General features: G+C 68.9%; 15 protein-coding genes and 1 pseudogene. 14 read left to right on the forward strand and 2 right to left on the reverse strand.

Going from position 1 to position 17,796, the window contains the following annotated elements; genetic code table 11:
• Nucleotides 1-8: 8 nt before the first annotated feature.
• The 14 genes and pseudogenes from IT779_RS15825 (at nt 9) to IT779_RS15885 (ending at nt 16,512) form a co-directional block, all read left to right on the forward strand.
• Nucleotides 9-563 (forward strand): NuoB/complex I 20 kDa subunit family protein, encoded by a 555-nt coding sequence (locus tag IT779_RS15825; protein WP_196150084.1) that lies wholly within the window; start codon nt 9-11, stop codon nt 561-563.
• Complete coding sequence (locus IT779_RS15830) at nt 560-1,330, forward strand: NADH-quinone oxidoreductase subunit C (RefSeq protein WP_196150085.1); 771 nt, start codon at nt 560-562, stop codon at nt 1,328-1,330. The genes IT779_RS15825 and IT779_RS15830 overlap by 4 nt, the downstream gene beginning before the upstream one ends.
• Entirely contained in the window at nt 1,330-2,661 is a 1,332-nt protein-coding gene (gene nuoD, locus IT779_RS15835) for an NADH dehydrogenase (quinone) subunit D (RefSeq protein WP_408637762.1), read from the forward strand. Before IT779_RS15830 ends, nuoD begins: the two co-directional genes overlap by 1 nt.
• Nucleotides 2,658-3,368, forward strand: coding sequence for an NADH-quinone oxidoreductase subunit NuoE (gene nuoE / locus IT779_RS15840; protein WP_196150086.1), 711 nt, complete (start codon nt 2,658-2,660; stop codon nt 3,366-3,368). Before nuoD ends, nuoE begins: the two co-directional genes overlap by 4 nt.
• A complete protein-coding gene (gene nuoF / locus IT779_RS15845) occupies nt 3,365-4,702 on the forward strand; it encodes an NADH-quinone oxidoreductase subunit NuoF (protein ID WP_196150087.1) in 1,338 nt (445 codons plus the stop codon). Before nuoE ends, nuoF begins: the two co-directional genes overlap by 4 nt.
• Nucleotides 4,699-7,194: an NADH-quinone oxidoreductase subunit G gene (locus IT779_RS15850; protein ID WP_196150088.1), complete on the forward strand. Its 2,496-nt coding sequence runs from the start codon at nt 4,699-4,701 to the stop codon at nt 7,192-7,194. Before nuoF ends, IT779_RS15850 begins: the two co-directional genes overlap by 4 nt.
• Nucleotides 7,187-8,425: pseudogene (gene nuoH / locus IT779_RS15855) on the forward strand (NADH-quinone oxidoreductase subunit NuoH); the annotation flags it as partial. The gene IT779_RS15850 and the pseudogene nuoH, both read left to right, overlap by 8 nt.
• Nucleotides 8,420-9,001 carry an NADH-quinone oxidoreductase subunit NuoI gene (gene nuoI, locus IT779_RS39070; protein WP_408637765.1) on the forward strand — a complete coding sequence of 194 codons (582 nt, stop codon included), beginning with the start codon at nt 8,420-8,422 and terminating at the stop codon, nt 8,999-9,001. The pseudogene nuoH and the gene nuoI, both read left to right, overlap by 6 nt.
• Entirely contained in the window at nt 8,998-9,816 is an 819-nt protein-coding gene (locus IT779_RS15860; RefSeq protein WP_196150090.1) for an NADH-quinone oxidoreductase subunit J, read from the forward strand. The genes nuoI and IT779_RS15860 overlap by 4 nt, the downstream gene beginning before the upstream one ends.
• Nucleotides 9,813-10,112 carry an NADH-quinone oxidoreductase subunit NuoK gene (gene nuoK / locus IT779_RS15865; protein WP_036536861.1) on the forward strand — a complete coding sequence of 100 codons (300 nt, stop codon included), beginning with the start codon at nt 9,813-9,815 and terminating at the stop codon, nt 10,110-10,112. Before IT779_RS15860 ends, nuoK begins: the two co-directional genes overlap by 4 nt.
• Before the next feature lies 1 nt (nt 10,113).
• Nucleotides 10,114-12,000, forward strand: coding sequence for an NADH-quinone oxidoreductase subunit L (gene nuoL / locus IT779_RS15870; protein WP_196150091.1), 1,887 nt, complete (start codon nt 10,114-10,116; stop codon nt 11,998-12,000).
• Nucleotides 11,997-13,619, forward strand: a complete 1,623-nt coding sequence (locus IT779_RS15875) for an NADH-quinone oxidoreductase subunit M (protein ID WP_196150092.1) — start codon at nt 11,997-11,999, stop codon at nt 13,617-13,619. Before nuoL ends, IT779_RS15875 begins: the two co-directional genes overlap by 4 nt.
• Before the next feature lie 49 nt (nt 13,620-13,668).
• Complete coding sequence (gene nuoN, locus IT779_RS15880) at nt 13,669-15,294, forward strand: NADH-quinone oxidoreductase subunit NuoN (RefSeq protein ID WP_196150093.1); 1,626 nt, start codon at nt 13,669-13,671, stop codon at nt 15,292-15,294.
• A 141-nt stretch (nt 15,295-15,435) separates the two neighbouring features.
• Entirely contained in the window at nt 15,436-16,512 is a 1,077-nt protein-coding gene (locus IT779_RS15885) for a lytic polysaccharide monooxygenase auxiliary activity family 9 protein (RefSeq protein WP_196150094.1), read from the forward strand.
• A 245-nt stretch (nt 16,513-16,757) separates the two neighbouring features.
• Here the strand turns inward: IT779_RS15885 and IT779_RS15890 are convergent, their stop codons facing one another.
• Nucleotides 16,758-17,195: a VOC family protein gene (locus IT779_RS15890; protein ID WP_196150095.1), complete on the reverse strand. Its 438-nt coding sequence runs from the start codon at nt 17,193-17,195 to the stop codon at nt 16,758-16,760.
• Between the two features lie 130 nt (nt 17,196-17,325).
• A complete protein-coding gene (locus IT779_RS15895) occupies nt 17,326-17,715 on the reverse strand; it encodes a VOC family protein (protein ID WP_196150096.1) in 390 nt (129 codons plus the stop codon).
• Nucleotides 17,716-17,796: the final 81 nt, after the last annotated feature.

Genomic DNA, 17,796 nt, shown 5'->3' on the forward strand with positions numbered 1-17,796 from the left:
GTAGTCCGATGGGTCTCGAAGAGAAACTGCCGAGCGGGTTCCTGCTGAGCACGGTCGAGGATTTCGCCGGATATCTGCGCAAGGGCTCGCTGTGGCCCGCGACATTCGGCCTCGCCTGCTGCGCCATCGAGATGATGGCCACCGGCGCGGGCCGCTTCGACCTCGCCCGCTTCGGCATGGAGGCGTTCCGCGCCTCGCCGCGGCAGGCGGATCTGATGATCGTGGCCGGACGGGTGAGCCAGAAGATGGCGCCGGTGCTGCGGCAGGTCTACGACCAGATGACCGAGCCGAAATGGGTGCTCGCCATGGGCGTATGCGCGTCCTCGGGCGGCATGTTCAACAATTACGCCATCGTGCAGGGCGTCGACCACGTCGTCCCGGTCGACATCTACCTGCCCGGCTGCCCGCCGCGCCCGGAGATGCTGCTCAACGCGATTCTGGCACTGCACGCCAAGATTCAGCAGATGCCACTCGGCGTCAACCGCGAGGAAGCGGTGCGTGCCGCCGAACGAGCCGCCCTCGACACGACGCCGACCATCCGCATGGAGGGTCTGCTGCGATGACCTTCGACGCTCCCGACAACACCGACACCCGCACCCCGCAGGCCGATATCGACGCCGCGGCCACGGCCGGACCGGAAGCCACACCGCCCGAACAACCCGCCGAACGCACCGAGATCGTCGGCGTGCGCCGCGGCATGTTCGGCATCTCCGGCACCGGCGACACCTCCGGCTACGGCCGACTCGTCCGCACGGTCACCATGCCCGGCGGCACCCCAGCCCCCTACGGCGGGTACTTCGACGAGGTCGCCGAAGCCCTGCGCGCGGCACTGGCCGAACAGGACATCGCACTCACCGACGCGGTCGAGAAAGTGGTGGTCTTCCGCGGTGAACTGACCATGCACGTGCGGCGCGAGCACCTGGTCGCGGTCGCGCGGGCCCTGCGCGACGACGCCGCGCTGCGTTTCGAACTGTGCCTCGGCGTGAGCGGCGTGCACTATCCCGACGACGCCGGACGCGAACTGCACGCGGTGTACCCGCTGATGTCGATCACCCACAACCGCAGGATCCGCCTCGAAGTCGGCGTGCCCGACGACGATCCGCACATCCCGTCGCTCTACGCGGTGTATCCGACCACCGACTGGCACGAACGCGAGACCTACGACTTCTTCGGCATCCTCTTCGACGGGCATCCCTCGCTGACCCGCATCACGATGCCCGACGACTGGCGAGGCCACCCCCAGCGCAAGGACTACCCGCTCGGCGGGATCCCGGTCGAATACAAGGGCGCGCGCATCCCGCCGCCCGACGAGCGGAGGGCGTACAGCTAGTGAACGACATCGACACCAGGCCCGGCGCGCGCGATTCCGGGTCGCAACCCACCGTCGTCACCGTCGCGGGACAGGACTGGGACCAGGTCACCGACTCACTCGGCGGCTCCGGCGAGGAACGCATCGTCGTCAACATGGGCCCGCAGCATCCCTCGACGCACGGCGTGCTGCGGCTCATCCTCGAGATCGAGGGCGAGACCGTCACCGAGGCGCGCTGCGGCATCGGCTACCTGCACACCGGCATCGAGAAGAACCTCGAATTCCGGACCTGGACCCAGGGCGTCACCTTCGTGACCCGCATGGACTACCTTTCCCCGTTCTTCAACGAGACCGCGTACTGCCTCGGCGTGGAGCGACTGCTCGACATCACCGAGCAGATTCCGGAGCGCGCCACCGTGATCCGGGTGCTGCTGATGGAACTCAACCGCATCTCCTCGCATCTGGTGGCGCTGGCCACCGGCGGCATGGAGATGGGCGCGCTGACCCCGATGCTGTTCGGATTCCGCGAGCGCGAACTGATCCTCGACGTCTTCGAGACCATCACCGGCCTGCGCATGAACCACGCGTTCGTGCGCCCCGGCGGACTCGCGCAGGACCTGCCCGACGACGGTGTGAGCAAGGTGCGCGACCTGCTCGAGCTCATGCCGAAGCGACTGCGCGACATGGAACACCTGCTCACCAGCAACCCGATCTGGAAGGCGCGCACCCAGGACGTCGGCTACCTCGACCTCACCGGATGCATGGCGCTCGGCATCACCGGCCCGGTGCTCCGCGCGACCGGCCTGCCCCACGACCTGCGCAAGTCGCAGCCGTACTGCGGCTACGAGAACTACGAATTCGACATCCCCACCACCGCGGGCTGCGACTGCTACGGCCGCTACCTGATCCGCGTGGAGGAGATGAAGGAATCGCTGAAGATCGTCGAACAGTGCCTGGACAAGCTGCGTCCCGGCCCGGTCGTGGTGGACGACAAGAAGATTGCATGGCCGGCCGACCTGCAACTCGGCCCGGACGGACTCGGCAATTCCCCTCGGCACATCGGAAAGATCATGGGCACCTCCATGGAGGGGTTGATCCACCACTTCAAACTGGTCACCGAGGGCATCAGGGTGCCCGCGGGGCAGGTGTACACGGCGGTGGAGTCCCCGCGCGGCGAACTCGGCGTGCACATGGTCAGCGACGGCGGCACCCGCCCGTTCCGGGTGCACTACCGCGATCCTTCGTTCACGAATCTGCAAGCGGTGGCGGCGATGTGCGAGGGCGGCATGGTCGCCGACGTGATCGCTTCCGTCGCCAGCATCGACCCGGTGATGGGTGGTGTCGACCGATGACCGAGATCCTGCTCAAACTGACCACGCGCCCCGAACCGTATCCCCCGTACGTGCGGGAACGGCTCGAAGAGGACGCCGACGAGATCGTGGCCCGCTACCCGCACCCGCGTTCGGCGCTGCTGCCGCTGCTGCACCTGGTGCAGGCCGAGGAGGGCTACGTCACCGGCACCGGCATCGAATTCTGCGCCGACACACTCGGATTGACCGGCGCGGAGGTGACCGCCGTCGCCACCTTCTACTCCATGTACCGGCGCACCCCGACCGGCGACTACCACGTCGGGGTGTGCACCAACACACTGTGCGCGGTCATGGGCGGCGACGCCATCCTCGCCGCGCTCGAGGAACATCTCGGCATCCGACACGGGGAGACCACCGAGGACGGCGCGGTCACCCTCGAACACGTGGAATGCAACGCGGCCTGCGATTTCGCGCCGGTCGTGATGATCAACTGGGAGTTCTTCGACAATCAGACCCCCGAGTCGATGCGGGCGATCGTGGACGCGCTGCGCGCCGGTCAGCGCGTCACCCCGAGCCGGGGCGCGCCGCTGTGCACCTTCAAGCAGACCGCGCGCATCCTCGCGGGCTTCCCCGACGAGCGCCCCGGCGTGCTCGACGGCGCGGCGGGCGAGGCGTCACTGGCCGGACTCAGGGTCGCGCGCGAATTGAACATGACCGCGCCGCAACCCAATTCGGAGGGTACGCGATGACGCTGACACCGGTGCTCACCGAACACTGGGACGATCCGCAGTCCTGGACCATCGACACCTACCGCCGCCACAGCGGCTACCTCGCGGTGCGCACCGCCCTGCGCACGGAACCCGATCAGGTCATCCAGACCATCAAGGACGCGGGCTTGCGCGGCCGCGGCGGCGCGGGCTTCCCGACCGGTCTGAAATGGGGTTTCATCCCGCAGGGACCCGGCAAGGACGGCGTGCGGACACCGCACTACCTCGTGGTCAACGCCGACGAGTCCGAACCGGGCACGTGCAAGGACATCCCGCTCATGCTGGCCAGTCCGCACACCCTCATCGAGGGCGTCATCATCGCGTCCTACGCCATCCGTGCCGACACCGCCTTCATCTACCTGCGCGGCGAGGTCGTGCCGGTACTGCGCAGGCTGCAGGCCGCGGTCGCGCAGGCATACGACGCCGGACTGCTCGGCCGCGACATCCTCGGCTCCGGCTTCGACCTGGAACTGATCGTGCACGCGGGCGCGGGCGCCTACATCTGCGGCGAGGAGACGGCGCTGCTGGACTCCCTCGAGGGCAGGCGTGGCCAGCCTCGGCTGCGGCCGCCGTTCCCGGCCGTCGCGGGTCTCTACGCCTGCCCGACCGTGGTCAACAATGTCGAATCCATCGCCAGCGTCGCGCCGATCATCCGTAACGGGATCGATTGGTTCCGGAGCATGGGCAGCGAGAAATCGCCCGGTTTCACGCTGTATTCGCTGTCCGGGCACGTGACAAGACCGGGCCAGTACGAGGCTCCGCTCGGCGTCACGTTACGGGAGCTGCTCGGGTACGCGGGCGGGGTGCGCGCTGGTCACCGGGTGAAATTCTGGACCCCCGGCGGCTCATCCACGCCGCTGTTCACCGACGAACATCTCGACGTGCCGCTGGACTACGAAGGCGTCGCGGGCGCGGGATCCATGTTGGGCACCAAGGCTTTGCAGATCTTCGACGAGACCACCTGCGTGGTGCGCGCCGTACTGCGCTGGACCGAGTTCTACGCCCACGAATCCTGCGGGAAATGCACACCGTGTCGCGAGGGCACCTATTGGCTGGTGCAGTTGCTGAAGCGGGTCGAGGCGGGGCGAGGCACCGAATCGGACCTGGCCAAACTCCTCGACATCAGCGACAGCATCAACGGCAAGTCGTTCTGCGCGCTCGGCGACGGCGCCGCGAGTCCGATCCTGTCCTCGCTGAAGTACTTCCGCGAGGAATATCTCGACCATCTGCGGCTCGGACGCTGTCCGTTCGATCCGGCGAAGTCGACCGCATGGGCGCAGCGGCATCCGGCCGACCACGCAGGAGGGCAACGATGAATCCCGTGCCACGCACCGACACCCGCGCCGCGGTGAAACCGGAAGCACCCGAGCAGGTTCCGGTCGACCTGGTCACCCTCACCATCGACGGCGCGCAGGTGCGGGTTCCTGCGGGAACCCTGGTGATCCGCGCCGCCGAACTCGTCGGCATCCAGGTCCCGCGCTTCTGCGACCATCCGCTGCTCGACCCGGTCGGCGCCTGCCGCCAATGCCTGGTCGAAGTGGAGGGCCAACGCAAACCGGTGGCCTCGTGCACCCAGACCGTGGCCGAAGGCATGGTCGTGCGCACCCAGCTCAGCTCCCCCGCCGCCGCACGCGCCCAACAGGGTGTGATGGAACTGCTGCTCATCAACCATCCGCTGGACTGCCCGGTCTGCGACAAGGGCGGGGAATGCCCGCTGCAGAACCAGGCCATGTCATCGGGCAGGCCCGAAACCCGTTTCGACGGCGTGAAACGCACCTACCCCAAACCGATTCCGCTGTCCTCGGCGGTACTGCTCGACCGCGAACGCTGCGTACTGTGCGCGCGCTGCACCCGCTTCTCCCAGCAGGTCGCGGGCGACCCGTTCATCGAGTTGATGGACCGCGGCGCGCTGGAACAGGTCGGCACCGCCCAGGCCGAACCGTTCGACTCCTACTTCTCCGGCAACACCGTGCAGATCTGCCCGGTGGGCGCGCTCACCGGCACCAGTTACCGTTTCCGCGCCCGGCCCTTCGACCTGGTGTCGAGCCCGAGCGTGTGCGAACACTGCGCGTCGGGCTGCGCGCAGCGCACCGATCATCGGCGCGGAAAAGTGCTGCGCCGCTTGGCCGGCGACGATCCGCAGGTCAACGAGGAATGGAACTGCGACAAGGGCCGCTGGGCCTTCGCCTACGCCACCGAACCCGACCGGATCACCTCGCCGATGGTGCGCGGCTGGGACGGCGCCCTGCACCCGGCATCCTGGTCCGAAGCGCTTGCCGCGGCGGCCGGTGGCCTGGCCGCCGCGTTCGGCAACGCGGGCGTGCTGGTCGGCGGGCGGGTCACCGAGGAAGACGCCTACGCCTACGCGAAGTTCGCGCGGGTCGCGCTCGGCACCAACGATGTCGACTTCCGCGCCCGCATCCACTCCGCCGAGGAAGCCGAATTCCTGGCGGCGCACGTCGCCGGACGCGGCGTCACCGTCGACTACGACTCCTTCGACCGCGCGCCGGTGGTACTGCTCGCCGGGTTCGAGCCCGAGGAGGAGTCGCCGATCGTCTATCTGCGGCTGCGCAAGGCCGCCCGCAAGCACGCGCTGCCGGTGTATTCGATCGCGCCCTTCGCCACCCGAGGACTCGAACGGATGTCGGGCACGCTGCTGCCCGCGGTCCCCGGCGGCGAACCGTTCGTCCTCGAAGCGCTCAACACCGATGTGCCCCACGCCGAAACCGCGCTCACCGCCGCCGCCGGACTGCTGCGGCAGCCCGGCGCGATCATCATGGTCGGCGAACGGCTGGCCGGTGTGCCCGGGGCGCTCGCGGCCGCCGCCCGCCTTGCCGACGCGACCGGGGCGGAACTGGTGTGGGTGCCGCGCCGCGCCGGTGAGCGCGGCGCGGTCGAAGCGGGGGCGCTGCCGGGTCTGCTGCCCGGCGGTCGACCGGCCGAGGACCCGTCGGCGCGCCAAGAGGTGCGCGTCATCTGGAACATCCCCGAACTGCCCGTCGAACCGGGACGCGACACCGGAGCCATCCTCGACGCCGCGCCCGCGCTGGGCGCGCTGGTCATCGGCGGCGTCGATCTCGCCGACCTGCCCGATCCGGCCGCGGCGCTGGCGGCCGTCGACGCCGCACGATTTGTCGTATCCCTCGAACTGCGCCACAGTCCGGTCACCGAACGCGCCGACGTCGTGTTCCCGGTCGCCTCGGCGATGGAGAAGGAAGGCACCTTCCGCACCTGGGAGGGCAGGCCGCGCCGATTCAAGGCGACGCTCGGCGAGTCAACGGTGCGCCGCGAGGCCGCCAAACTCGCCGATCACCGCGTCCTGCACGCCATCGCGCAGGAGATGAAGATCGCCCTCGGCCTGCCCGACGCCGCTTCCGCCCGCGCCGAACTCGCCGAACTCGGGGCCTGGAAGGGCAGGCGCGTCGACGCGCCCGACCACCGCGCGCAGCCGGTGGCGCGTCCCGAACAGGGCACCGCACTTCTCGCCTCCTGGCGCATGCTGCTCGACAGCGGGCGCATGCAGGACGGCGAACCGAATCTGGCCGGGGTGGCGCGCCCGCCGGTGGTGCGGCTCTCCTCGTCCACGGCCACCGAGATCGGCGCCGAGGACAACGCCGCGATCACTGTCACCACCGGCCACGGCTCGATCACCGCGCCGCTGCTGATCACCGAGATGCCCGATCGGGTGGTGTGGCTGCCGATGAACTCCCCCGACTGCGCGGTCCTGGACCGGCTCGCCGTCCGGCCCGGCGCCATCGTGCAGATCCGGCGCGCCGACGAGAGGATGAAGGAACACCGCCATGAGTGATCCCACCGAATTCGCGGCAGGCGCCTACCAGCTCGACCTGTTCGGCCACGACCCCGTGTGGCTGGTTGTCGTCAAAGCGCTGGCGGTCTTCGTCTTCCTGCTGCTGACCCCGATGATGGCCGTCGTCATCGAACGCAAGATCGTCGCGCGCATGCAGATGCGCATCGGCCCCAACCGGGTCGGCCCGCGCGGCTATCTACAGGCGGTGGCCGACGGGGTGAAGATGGCGCTCAAGGAGGACATCGTCCCCGCGATCGTCGACAAACCGATCTACATCCTGGCTCCGATCCTGTCCATCGTGCCCGCCTACATGGCCTTCGCGGTGATCCCGTTCGGCGGCGAGGTCTCCATCGCGGGCCACACCACCGCGCTGCAATTGACCGACCTGCCGGTCGCGGTGCTCTACATCCTGGCCATCACCTCCATCGGCGTCTACGGAATCGTGCTGGCCGGCTGGGCTTCCGGGTCCACCTATCCGCTGCTCGGCGGTCTGCGCTCCACCGCGCAGGTGATCTCCTACGAGATCGCGATGGCGCTGTGCTTCGCCGCGGTGTTCCTGCACGCGGGAACCATGGCCACCTCCGGCATCGTCGAAGCGCAGTACGGCACCTGGTTCGTGTTCCTGCTGCTGCCCTCGTTCGTGATCTACTGCGTGTCCATGGTCGGCGAGACCAACCGCGCGCCGTTCGACCTGCCCGAGGCCGAGGGCGAACTCGTCGGCGGCTTCCACACCGAGTACTCCTCGCTCAAGTTCGCCATGTTCATGCTCGCCGAATACATCAACATGGTCACCGTTTCCGCGCTCGCCACCACCCTGTTCCTCGGCGGCTGGCACGCGCCGTGGCCGATCAACATGTGGTCGGGCGCGAACAGCGGCTGGTGGGGCCTGCTGTGGTTCACCGCCAAGGTGTGGACGTTCCTCTTCGTGTTCATCTGGCTGCGCGGCACCCTGCCGCGACTGCGCTACGACCAGTTCATGGCGTTGGGCTGGAAACTGCTGATCCCGGTGTCGCTGCTGTGGGTGATGCTGGTGGCGGGCGCGCGGGTGCTCGAGGCCGAGGGCGTGCACATCGAGACGCCCGCGCTGGTCGTCGGCGGACTGCTCATCTCCGGGCTGATGGTGTGGCGGTTCCTGCGCGCCGGTCGTGCGGGCGGCGCGCCGCCGCCGGTCGAGGAGCCGAAACCGGCGGGCTCGGGCGTCTTCCTCGGTTTCCCGACGCCGCCGCTGCCCGCGCACCCGCCGCGCGCTGTCGCGGAACCCGCTCTGCTGGAGCCGCTCTCGGGTTTCGCGGTGACCGCGCTGACCATGTTCAAGAAGCCCAACACCGAGTCCTATCCGGAGCAGAAGGTGCCGACCGCCGCGCGCTATCACGGCCGTCACCAGCTCAACCGGTATCCGGACGGACTCGAGAAGTGCATCGGCTGCGAGCTGTGCGCGTGGGCGTGCCCGGCCGACGCGATCTTCGTGGAGGGCGCCGACAACACCGAGGACGAAAGGTTCTCCCCCGGTGAGCGGTACGGCCGGGTCTACCAGATCAACTACCTGCGCTGCATCGGCTGCGGCCTGTGCATCGAAGCCTGCCCGACCCGCGCGCTCACCATGACCAACGACTACGAACTCACCGACGACAACCGCGCCGACCTCATCTACGAGAAGGACCGCCTGCTGGCCCCGCTGGAGTCCGGTATGGCCGCACCGCCGCACGCCATGGTTCCCGGCGCCACCGAAGGCGACTACTACCGAGGCACGGTCGGCTCGGACACCCGTGAACCGGCCGCCGCCGGAATCGAAGGAGGCGCCCGATGAGCGCGCTGCTCGCCGCCGAACCGCTCGCGGTGACCTCAACCGCCGAGTCCGTGCTGTTCTGGATTCTGGCCCCCGTCGCGGTGCTCGGCGCCCTCGGCATGGTGTTCGCGCCCAAGGCCGTGCATTCGGCGCTGTGCCTGGCCGCAAGCATGATCACCCTCGCCGCGTTCTACATCGCCCAGGACGCGCTGTTCCTGGGCGTGGTGCAGATCGTCGTCTACACCGGCGCGGTCATGATGCTGTTCCTGTTCGTCCTCATGCTGGTCGGCGTCGACTCCGCCGAGTCGCTGAAGGAGACCTTGCGCGGCCAGCGCCTCGCCGCGTTCGCGGTCGGCATCGGCTTCGGCATCCTGCTCATCACCGGCATCTCCCACGGCGTGCGCGAATCCTCGATCACCTTCCCCGCCACCGGATTCCCGGGGCGCGACGTGATCGGCGAACTCGCCGAGCTGATCTTCGTCCGCTACGTGTGGGCCTTCGAACTGACCGGCGCGCTGCTCATCACCGCCACCCTCGGCGCCATGGTGCTCGCGCACCGGGAACGGTTCGGGCCGCTGCTCGACCAGCGGGAGATGTCGCGGCGACGGTTCCGCGACGGCGGCGCCCGCGCCACCCCGCTGCCGACCCCTGGCGTGTACGCGCGCCACAACGCCGTCGACGTCCCCGCCCGCCTGCCCGACGGTTCCTTCGAGGAACTGTCGGTGAGCACCATCCTGCGCCACCGCAGAAATCGGGCGCTGACCGAAGCCGCCGTCATCTCGGTCGGATCGACGAGCCCTGCCCCCGAACCCGCCGACGAGGAAGGCAACCGGTGAATCCCGAGAACTACCTGTTCCTGTCCGCCCTGCTCTTCACCATCGGGGCGGCGGGTGTGCTGTTGCGGCGCAACGCGATCGTGGTGTTCATGTGCATCGAGTTGATGCTCAACGCGGTGAACCTGGCCTTCGTCACCTTCGCCAGGATGCACGCGAATCTGGACGGCCAGGTGTTCGCGTTCTTCACGATGGTGGTCGCGGCGGCCGAGGTCGTGGTCGGGCTCGCCATCATCATGACCATCTTCCGCGCCCGTCGCTCGACCTCGGTCGACGACGCCAACCTGCTGAAGTTCTGACGTGGATACCGCAACGCTCTGGCTGCTGCCCGCCCTGCCGCTCGCGGGCGCTGTCGTCCTGCTGCTGATCGGCCGCCACGGCGACCGGTGGGGTCACTTGGCGGGCACCGTGCTGGCGCTGTCCTCCTTCGGTGTCGCGGTGTTGGCGTTCTTCGCCATGCTCGGCCGCGCCGACGCCGACCGCGCGATCCATCTCGACCTGTTCCGCTGGGTGCCCACGGGCGGACTCCAGGTCGACTTCGGACTTCAACTCGACCAGCTTTCGGTCTGTTTCGCGCTGCTGATCACCGGCGTCGGTTCGCTGATCCACATCTACTCGATCGGCTACATGGATCACGATCCCGGCCGCAGACGCTTCTTCGCCTATCTGAACCTGTTCCTCGCAGCCATGCTGCTGCTGGTGCTCGCCAACAACTACCTGGTGCTGTACCTGGGTTGGGAAGGCGTCGGCCTCGCCTCGTATCTGCTGATCGGCTTCTGGTACCAGAAGCCGTCGGCGGCGACCGCGGCCAAGAAGGCGTTCATCGTCAACCGCGTCGGCGACATGGGTCTGGCGCTGGCCATGATGGTCATGTTCGCCACCTTCGGCTCCATCGGCTTCGGCCCGGTCTTCGACGCAGCGCCGCGCGCGGGCGAAGGCACACTCACCGCGATCGGCCTGCTGCTGCTCCTGGCCGCCTGCGGCAAATCCGCGCAGGTGCCGCTGCAGTCCTGGCTCGGCGACGCGATGGAAGGTCCGACCCCGGTCTCGGCGCTCATCCACGCCGCCACCATGGTCACCGCGGGCGTGTACCTGATCGCGCGCTCCAACCCCATCTTCGACCTCGCGCCGAACGCGCGTTTCGCGGTGGTGCTGGTCGGCGCGGTGACCCTGTTGTTCGGCGCGATCATCGGCTGCGCCAAGGACGACATCAAGAAGGCGCTGGCCGCCTCGACCATGAGTCAGATCGGCTACATGGTGCTGGCCGCCGGACTCGGCCCCGCCGGATACGCCTTCGCCATCATGCACCTGCTCACCCACGGCTTCTTCAAGGCCGGACTGTTCCTCGGCGCGGGCTCGGTCATGCACGCCATGGACGACGAAACCGATATGCGCCGCTACGGCGGACTGCGCACGGTACTGCCGATCACCTACGTCACCTTCGGACTCGGCTACCTCGCCATCATCGGCATCCCGCCGTTCGCGGGCTTCTTCTCCAAGGACAAGATCATCGAATCCGCGTTCAACGAAGGCGGCGGCGCGGGCGTCGCCCTCGGCGCGGTGACCCTGTTCGGCGCGGGACTCACCGCCTTCTACATGACGCGGGTCATGCTCATGACCTTCTTCGGCCGCAAGCGCTGGAAGCCCGACACCCACCCGCACGAGGCGCCCGCGGTGATGACGGGGCCGATGATCCTGCTCGCGATCGGCTCGGTGGCCTCGGGCCTGTTGTTCGTGCTCGGGTCCTCGCTGGTGAACTGGCTCGAGCCGGTCGTCGGCGCGCACCACGGCGAGGAAGTGCTGCCCGCGAGCGTGGTCACCGCGCTGGCGCTGCTCGTGGTCGCGGTCGGTGTCGCGTTCGCCTACTACCAGTACGCGCAGCGTGAGATCCCCGAGACCGCACCGGAACCGGTGAACCCGCTCACCGTGGCCGCGCGCCGCGACCTCTACGGCGACGCGGTCAACGAGACGGTGTTCATGCGGCCGGGCAGGCACCTGACCAGGTCGCTGGTATTCCTCGACACCCGTGGCATCGACGGCGTCGTCAACGGCACCGCCGCGCTGATCGGCGGGGTCTCGGCCCGAATCCGGCGGGTCCAGACCGGATTCGTGCGGTCCTACGCCCTGTCCATGTTGACCGGCGCGGCCCTGGTGGTCGCCGCCCTGCTGGCAGTGAGGATCTGGTGAACGACTATCCCTGGTTGACGACGCTGTGGGTGCTGCCGCTGGTCGGCGCGGTGGTCGTCATGGCCGTGCCCGCTCGCGCCCGCACGCTGGCGCGCGGTGTGGCGCTGGTCTTCGCGGTGGCGGCGCTGGTCGTCGGCGTGGTGATCGCGGCCCGGTTCGAGCCCGGCGCCGAGCAGTTCCAGTTCGTCGAATCCCGGGAGTGGATACCGGCTTTCGGCGCGGGCTACACCCTCGGCATCGACGGCATCGCGCTGGTGCTCGTGTTGCTCACCGCCGCGCTGGTGCCGCTGCTGCTGCTGGCGGGCTGGAACGACGAACGCCAGTCGGACGCGGAGGAACGCCCGACCCGGCGCGCGCACCTGTATGTCGCGCTGACGCTGGTGGTCGAGTCGGTGGTGCTGATCTCCTTCGTCTCCCTCGACATCCTGCTGTTCTACGTGTTCTTCGAAGCGATGCTCATCCCGATGTACTTCCTCATCGGCGGCTTCGGCCCGCGCACCGCCGACGCCGCGCTGCGGGCGCAACGCTCGCGCGCGGCGGTGAAGTTCCTGCTCTACAACCTGTTCGGCGGACTCGTCATGCTGGCGGCGGTGATCGGTCTGTACGTGGTCACCGCGCGCGACGAGATCGGCCAGGGCGGCGGCGGAACCTTCGACCTGCGCGCGGTGATGACGGCGGCCAACTCCGGCCAGCTCGGCGCGGCGCCCGCGGTGCTCAACGCGCTGTTCCTCGGTTTCCTGTTCGCCTTCGCCGTCAAGGCCCCGCTGTGGCCGCTGCACACCTGGCTGCCCGACGCCGCGGTCTCCGCGACCCCGGCGAGCGCGGTGCTGATGATGGCGGTGGTCGACAAGGTCGGCACGTTCGGCATGCTGCGCTACTGCCTGCTGCTCTTCCCCGCCGCGTCCGACACCTATGCGCCACTGGTGATCACGCTCGCGGTGATCGGCATCGTCTACGGCGCGCTGCTCGCCATCGGGCAGACCGACGTGATGCGGCTCATCGCCTACACCTCGATCTCGCACTTCGGATTCATCATCCTCGGCATCTTCGCGATGACCAGCCAGGGCCAGACCGGCGCCACCCTCTACATGGTCAATCACGGCATCTCCACCGCCGCGCTGTTCCTGATCGCCGGATTCCTGGTCTCGCGCAGGGGAACTCGGGTCATCGCCGAATACGGCGGCGTGCAGAAGGTGGCGCCGGTGCTCGCGGGCGCCTTCTTCGTCGCCGGACTCGCCACCCTTTCACTGCCCGGTCTCGCGCCGTTCGTCAGCGAATTCCTGGTCCTGGTCGGCACTTTCACCCGCTACCGAGCCGCCGCCGTAGTGGCGACGGTGGCGCTGGTGCTCGCCGCGCTCTACATCCTGTGGCTCTACCAGCGGATGATGACCGGTCCGGTGCGCGAGGGCAACGAGAAGCTCTACGACCTGGTCCCTCGCGAACTCGCGGTGGTCGTGCCGCTCATCGCCGCGCTGATCTTCCTCGGCGTCTACCCGAAACCGGTGCTGGACTTCATCGATCCGGCCGTGCACCAGACCCTGACCACCATCGGCAAGACCGATCCGAAACCGTCCGCGCCCACCCTCCCCGAAGCGCGGTCCGGAGGTGGTCACCGGTGACACCGACCCGATCGCTCACCGACCGCGCGCCCCGACAAGGACGGCACCAGTGACTTCCTTCGACCACGCGACCGTGCTCGCCGCCGCCGTGCCCGCGCCCAGCATCGAATACGGCGCACTCTCGCCCATGCTCATCGTCTTCGGCGTCGCCGTGGTCGGTGTGCTGGTGGAGGCGTTCGCGCCGCGGCGACGGCGTTTCGGCATCCAGGTGCTGCTGGGTCTCGCGGGTTCGGCGGCGGCGCTGGCCGCGGTGATCGCGCTGGCCGGGACCGCCGAGACGGCGGTGTCCGGTGCGGTCGCCGTCGACGGGGTGACGCTGTTCCTGCAAGGCGCGATTCTGGTGGTCACGATCCTCGCGCTGCTGTTCATCGCCGAACGCGGTGTGGAACGGCCCGCGCGGGTCCGGTCGGGTCCGGGGACGTGGAGTCTGGCCGCGGCCACGGTCGGGCGCGGGGTCGACGCGTTCACCCCGCAGGCCGCCGCCGTGCCCGGCAGCGCCGACGAGATCGCCGCCACCCGCGCGGGCGTCGCGACCACCGAGGTCTTCCCGCTGACCATGCTCGCCGTCGGCGGCCTGCTGCTCTTCCCCGCCGCCAACGACCTGCTCACCATGTTCGTGGCGCTCGAGGTGCTGTCGCTGCCGCTGTACCTGCTGTGTGGACTCGCACGCCGCCAACGCCTGCTCTCCCAGGAAGCGGCGCTGAAATACTTCCTGCTCGGCGCGTTCTCGTCGGCGTTCTTCCTCTACGGCGTCGCCCTGCTCTACGGGCAGGCGGGCACCGTCGGACTCGCGGGCATCGCCGACGCCATCAGCCGCGACACCTCCGACTCCACTCTCGGATTGCTCGGCATCGCGATGCTCGCGGTCGGGCTGCTGTTCAAGATCGGCGCGGTGCCGTTCCAGTCCTGGGTGCCCGACGTCTACCAGGGCGCGCCCACGTCGATCACCGCGTTCATGGCGGCGGCGACCAAGATCGCGGCGGTCGGTGCGTTGTTGCGCGTGCTGCATGTCGCGGTGCCCGGACTCAGCGGGGACTGGCGGCCGATCCTGGCCGCGGTCGCGATCGCCACCATGGTCGCCGGCGCGGTCATGGCGATCACCCAGACCGACGTGAAACGGATGCTCGCCTACTCCTCGGTCGCGCACGCCGGATTCATGCTCACCGGACTCGCCGCGGGCAACGCCGCGAGCGTCGGCGCGGTGCTGTTCTACCTCGTCGCCTACGGCCTCGGTACCCTCGGCGCGTTCGCCGCGGTGTCGCTGGTGCGCGACGCCGACGGCGCCGAAGCCACCGCCCTGTCCCGCTGGGCCGGTCTCGGACGCGCCAACCCCCTGCTGGCCGCCCTGTTCGCCATGTTCCTGCTCTCCTTCGCCGGACTCCCCCTGACCAGCGGATTCGTCGCCAAATTCGCGGTATTCGAAGCCGCGGCCGACGCCGACGCGATCTACCTGGTCATCGTCGGCGTCCTGTGCAGTGCCATCGCCGCCTTCTTCTACATCCGCGTGATCGTCCTGATGTTCTTCACCGACCCACCCGCCGACGCCCCGGTCGTCCGCACTCCCGTTCTCACCTCGATCGTCGTCGCGGGCACCGCCGCCGCCACCGTGGTCCTCGGCATCCTGCCCCAACCCCTGCTCGACCTCGCCGACCGCGCCGACACCTTCACCCGCTGACGCGCGCCCCGAGGCCGTTCGACTCTCCGTGCTCGCGCCGTGTCGATCTGGGGAACGGTCGCGCCGGGGGGCTAGCGTTTGGACCACGTCCCCGTCCGGGGACGGTTCGCACAGGTGGATTCACTCGACAGAGGAGACACTATGAGCGGCTCCCGTAGTACCACGCCGTCCGACCTTCGCGGCGAAGGCGCGTTCCGCGACGACGGCAAGCACACCATGTACGGCATCGACCTGCGCTGGCAGATCGGCCGGAACGCGCCCGATCAGGGTGCGTGGCCGCCGCCGGAGGACTGGAACGAGGGGAACGCGCCGTACCCGCACATCTACGAGGTCTGGATCGACGACGAGGTGCGCCAGACGGTGTTCCTCTACTGGCCCGCGTGGGACTGGACGCCGTCCAACTCCCACTGGGTGGATCTGGGCGAGGATCCCGACGCGGTGCACAGCGTGAAGATCCGCGCGAAGGTCGACGGTCAGTACACCGCGTTCTCCAACGAGGTGACCGTGGACCTGAAGCGCGCCGCCGAGTGGTCGGGGCCCGAGCGGCCCCGCGACGGCCTCGGGCGCCTGGATGCCGCGCCGCGGCACGGCACGATGAACCACCCGCGCAGCCGGGCGGCCGCCGCGATCCGGGATCAGGACCCCGCCTCGATCTGCGCCGAGGCGCGCCGTCAGAACACCAGCACGACCTGGCAGGAGGTGCTGCCGGGAGCCGAGCGGATGCTGGCCGACTACCCGTGGAACTACGCGAACAAGTACCTCGAGTACCGCAAGTTCTTCGAGAACGGCACCGTCGCGTCGACGGGCAATCCGGCGTTCCGCGGTCTGGATCTGGCGCCGAACGCCTCGCTCGGGGAATGGCCACTGACCGAACTGGACACCTCGGCCGCCACCCAGACCTTCACCTACGACTACACCGCGTACCACACGAACGAGACCTGGTCGCACCGCTGGTTCATCACCCGGCCGGGCTGGGATCCCGCCAACGGCCTCGGCTGGCACGATCTCGAGCCGATCCCGTTCCTGGTCGAGATCCAGGGCTCGCACCACGAGGCGGAGTCCAGCGCGTGGGAGTTCGCGTCCTTCCCGCGCCGGACCGGGCGGGCGGCGATCGTGCACATCTGGGGCGGCCACGGCGGACCGGACACCCCCGACGGCGGCAACGGCGGCAAGACGGGCGAGTTCTTCGCCTCCACGTGTGACGTGATGCTGCGGTAATCGGGTAATCGGTCTGCCGCCGCGTCGGTCGGCAGCATCGTGAGACGACAGAAGCGGGCGCTACCGAGACCTCTCGGCGGCGCCCGCTTCCGAGTGCGGACTCGCCCGACGATATGGATGGGCTCGCCCGGAGTGCGCCGCCGAAACGCGGCCCGGCGAAGACGCCGCTCCCGTGATCGCCGCTCGGTGTGCGCCCGCATTCGAGTCGGCCCGACACACGGCGCCGCGCCGAAACCGGTCGTCGTTCAGTCGAGGCAGAACTCGTTGCCCTCGGGGTCGGTCATGACGATGTGGCCGAATTGCAGTGGCGGCGCGGGTTCGTAGCGCTCGAGCCGTTTCGCGCCGAGGGCGACGAGTCGGGTGCACGCCTGCTCCAGTGCGGCCATCCGCTCGGTGCCGGACAGGCCGACGGCCGCGCGGAGGTCCAGGTGAACGCGATTCTTGGCGGATTTCCCCTCCGGCACTCGCTGAAAGAACAGCCTCGGGCCGACGCCGTCGGGGTCGATGACGGCCGAGGCGTCGTTGCGCCGTTCCGGCGGGATGTTCATCGCTTCCAGGGCAGCGTCCCAGCTGTCGAATCCGGGCGGCGGATCCTGGAGTCGGTAGCCGAGGGCCGCGGCCCAGAACTCCGAAAGCGCCGCCGGGTCACCGCAATCGAAGGTCACCTGGAATTCGAGAGCCATCTGCGCCTGTCCTTTCCGTTCGGGGTGCCGCCGCAGGTCGGACGGTCACGGACCCAACCCTGCCACGCGGTCAGGACAGATTCCGCCCTCTTTCGCGCGACCTTCGGCCGGTGTGTCGTCCCGGCTCGCGCTATGCCTCGGGACCGTCCGGGAAGTCGCACAACTCGACCACGATCCCGTCCGGCCCCTGCACCAGCAGCGCGCGCTCCCCCCATTCCTGTGTGGTCAGTGGCAGCAGGAAGCGCACGCCTTCCGCACGCAAGCGCCGCTCCTCGGCGTCGAGATCCTCCACGCGGAACGCGACGATCACCCCGGAACTCGGCTGATCCCGGAACGATTCCGGAAAGATCTCCAGCCCTCGACGGTGCAATGCCAAAGTCATCGCCGTATCGGAGCGCCCCAGTGCGGCGAACCCGTCCGCCGCGAACAGTTCCTCGAAGCCGAAATGCTCCGCGAAGAAAGCGGACACGGCGCCGACATCATCGACGTTCAGTCCGACCACCGCTTCTTTGACCTTCATGCTCACCCTCTCCGACGATTATCTCCGTACATCGTACTGAATTAATCGGAACGCGGCCACGAGCGGCATCACCGACCGGCG

The sequence above is a fragment of the Nocardia bovistercoris genome (genome assembly GCF_015674855.1).
Classification (GTDB): Bacteria; Actinomycetota; Actinomycetes; order Mycobacteriales; family Mycobacteriaceae; genus Nocardia; species Nocardia bovistercoris.

Coding starts and splice junctions, on each gene's coding strand:
- IT779_RS15830 (WP_196150085.1), top strand. CDS start 560: ATGACCTTCGACGCTCCCGACAACACCGACACCCGCACCCCGCAGGCC.
- IT779_RS15895 (WP_196150096.1), bottom strand. CDS start 17,715: ATGAAGGTCAAAGAAGCGGTGGTCGGACTGAACGTCGATGATGTCGGC.
- IT779_RS15885 (WP_196150094.1), top strand. CDS start 15,436: ATGAGCGGCTCCCGTAGTACCACGCCGTCCGACCTTCGCGGCGAAGGC.
- nuoE (WP_196150086.1), top strand. CDS start 2,658: ATGACCGAGATCCTGCTCAAACTGACCACGCGCCCCGAACCGTATCCC.
- IT779_RS15825 (WP_196150084.1), top strand. CDS start 9: ATGGGTCTCGAAGAGAAACTGCCGAGCGGGTTCCTGCTGAGCACGGTC.
- nuoF (WP_196150087.1), top strand. CDS start 3,365: ATGACGCTGACACCGGTGCTCACCGAACACTGGGACGATCCGCAGTCC.
- IT779_RS15850 (WP_196150088.1), top strand. CDS start 4,699: ATGAATCCCGTGCCACGCACCGACACCCGCGCCGCGGTGAAACCGGAA.
- IT779_RS15890 (WP_196150095.1), bottom strand. CDS start 17,195: ATGGCTCTCGAATTCCAGGTGACCTTCGATTGCGGTGACCCGGCGGCG.
- IT779_RS15860 (WP_196150090.1), top strand. CDS start 8,998: ATGAGCGCGCTGCTCGCCGCCGAACCGCTCGCGGTGACCTCAACCGCC.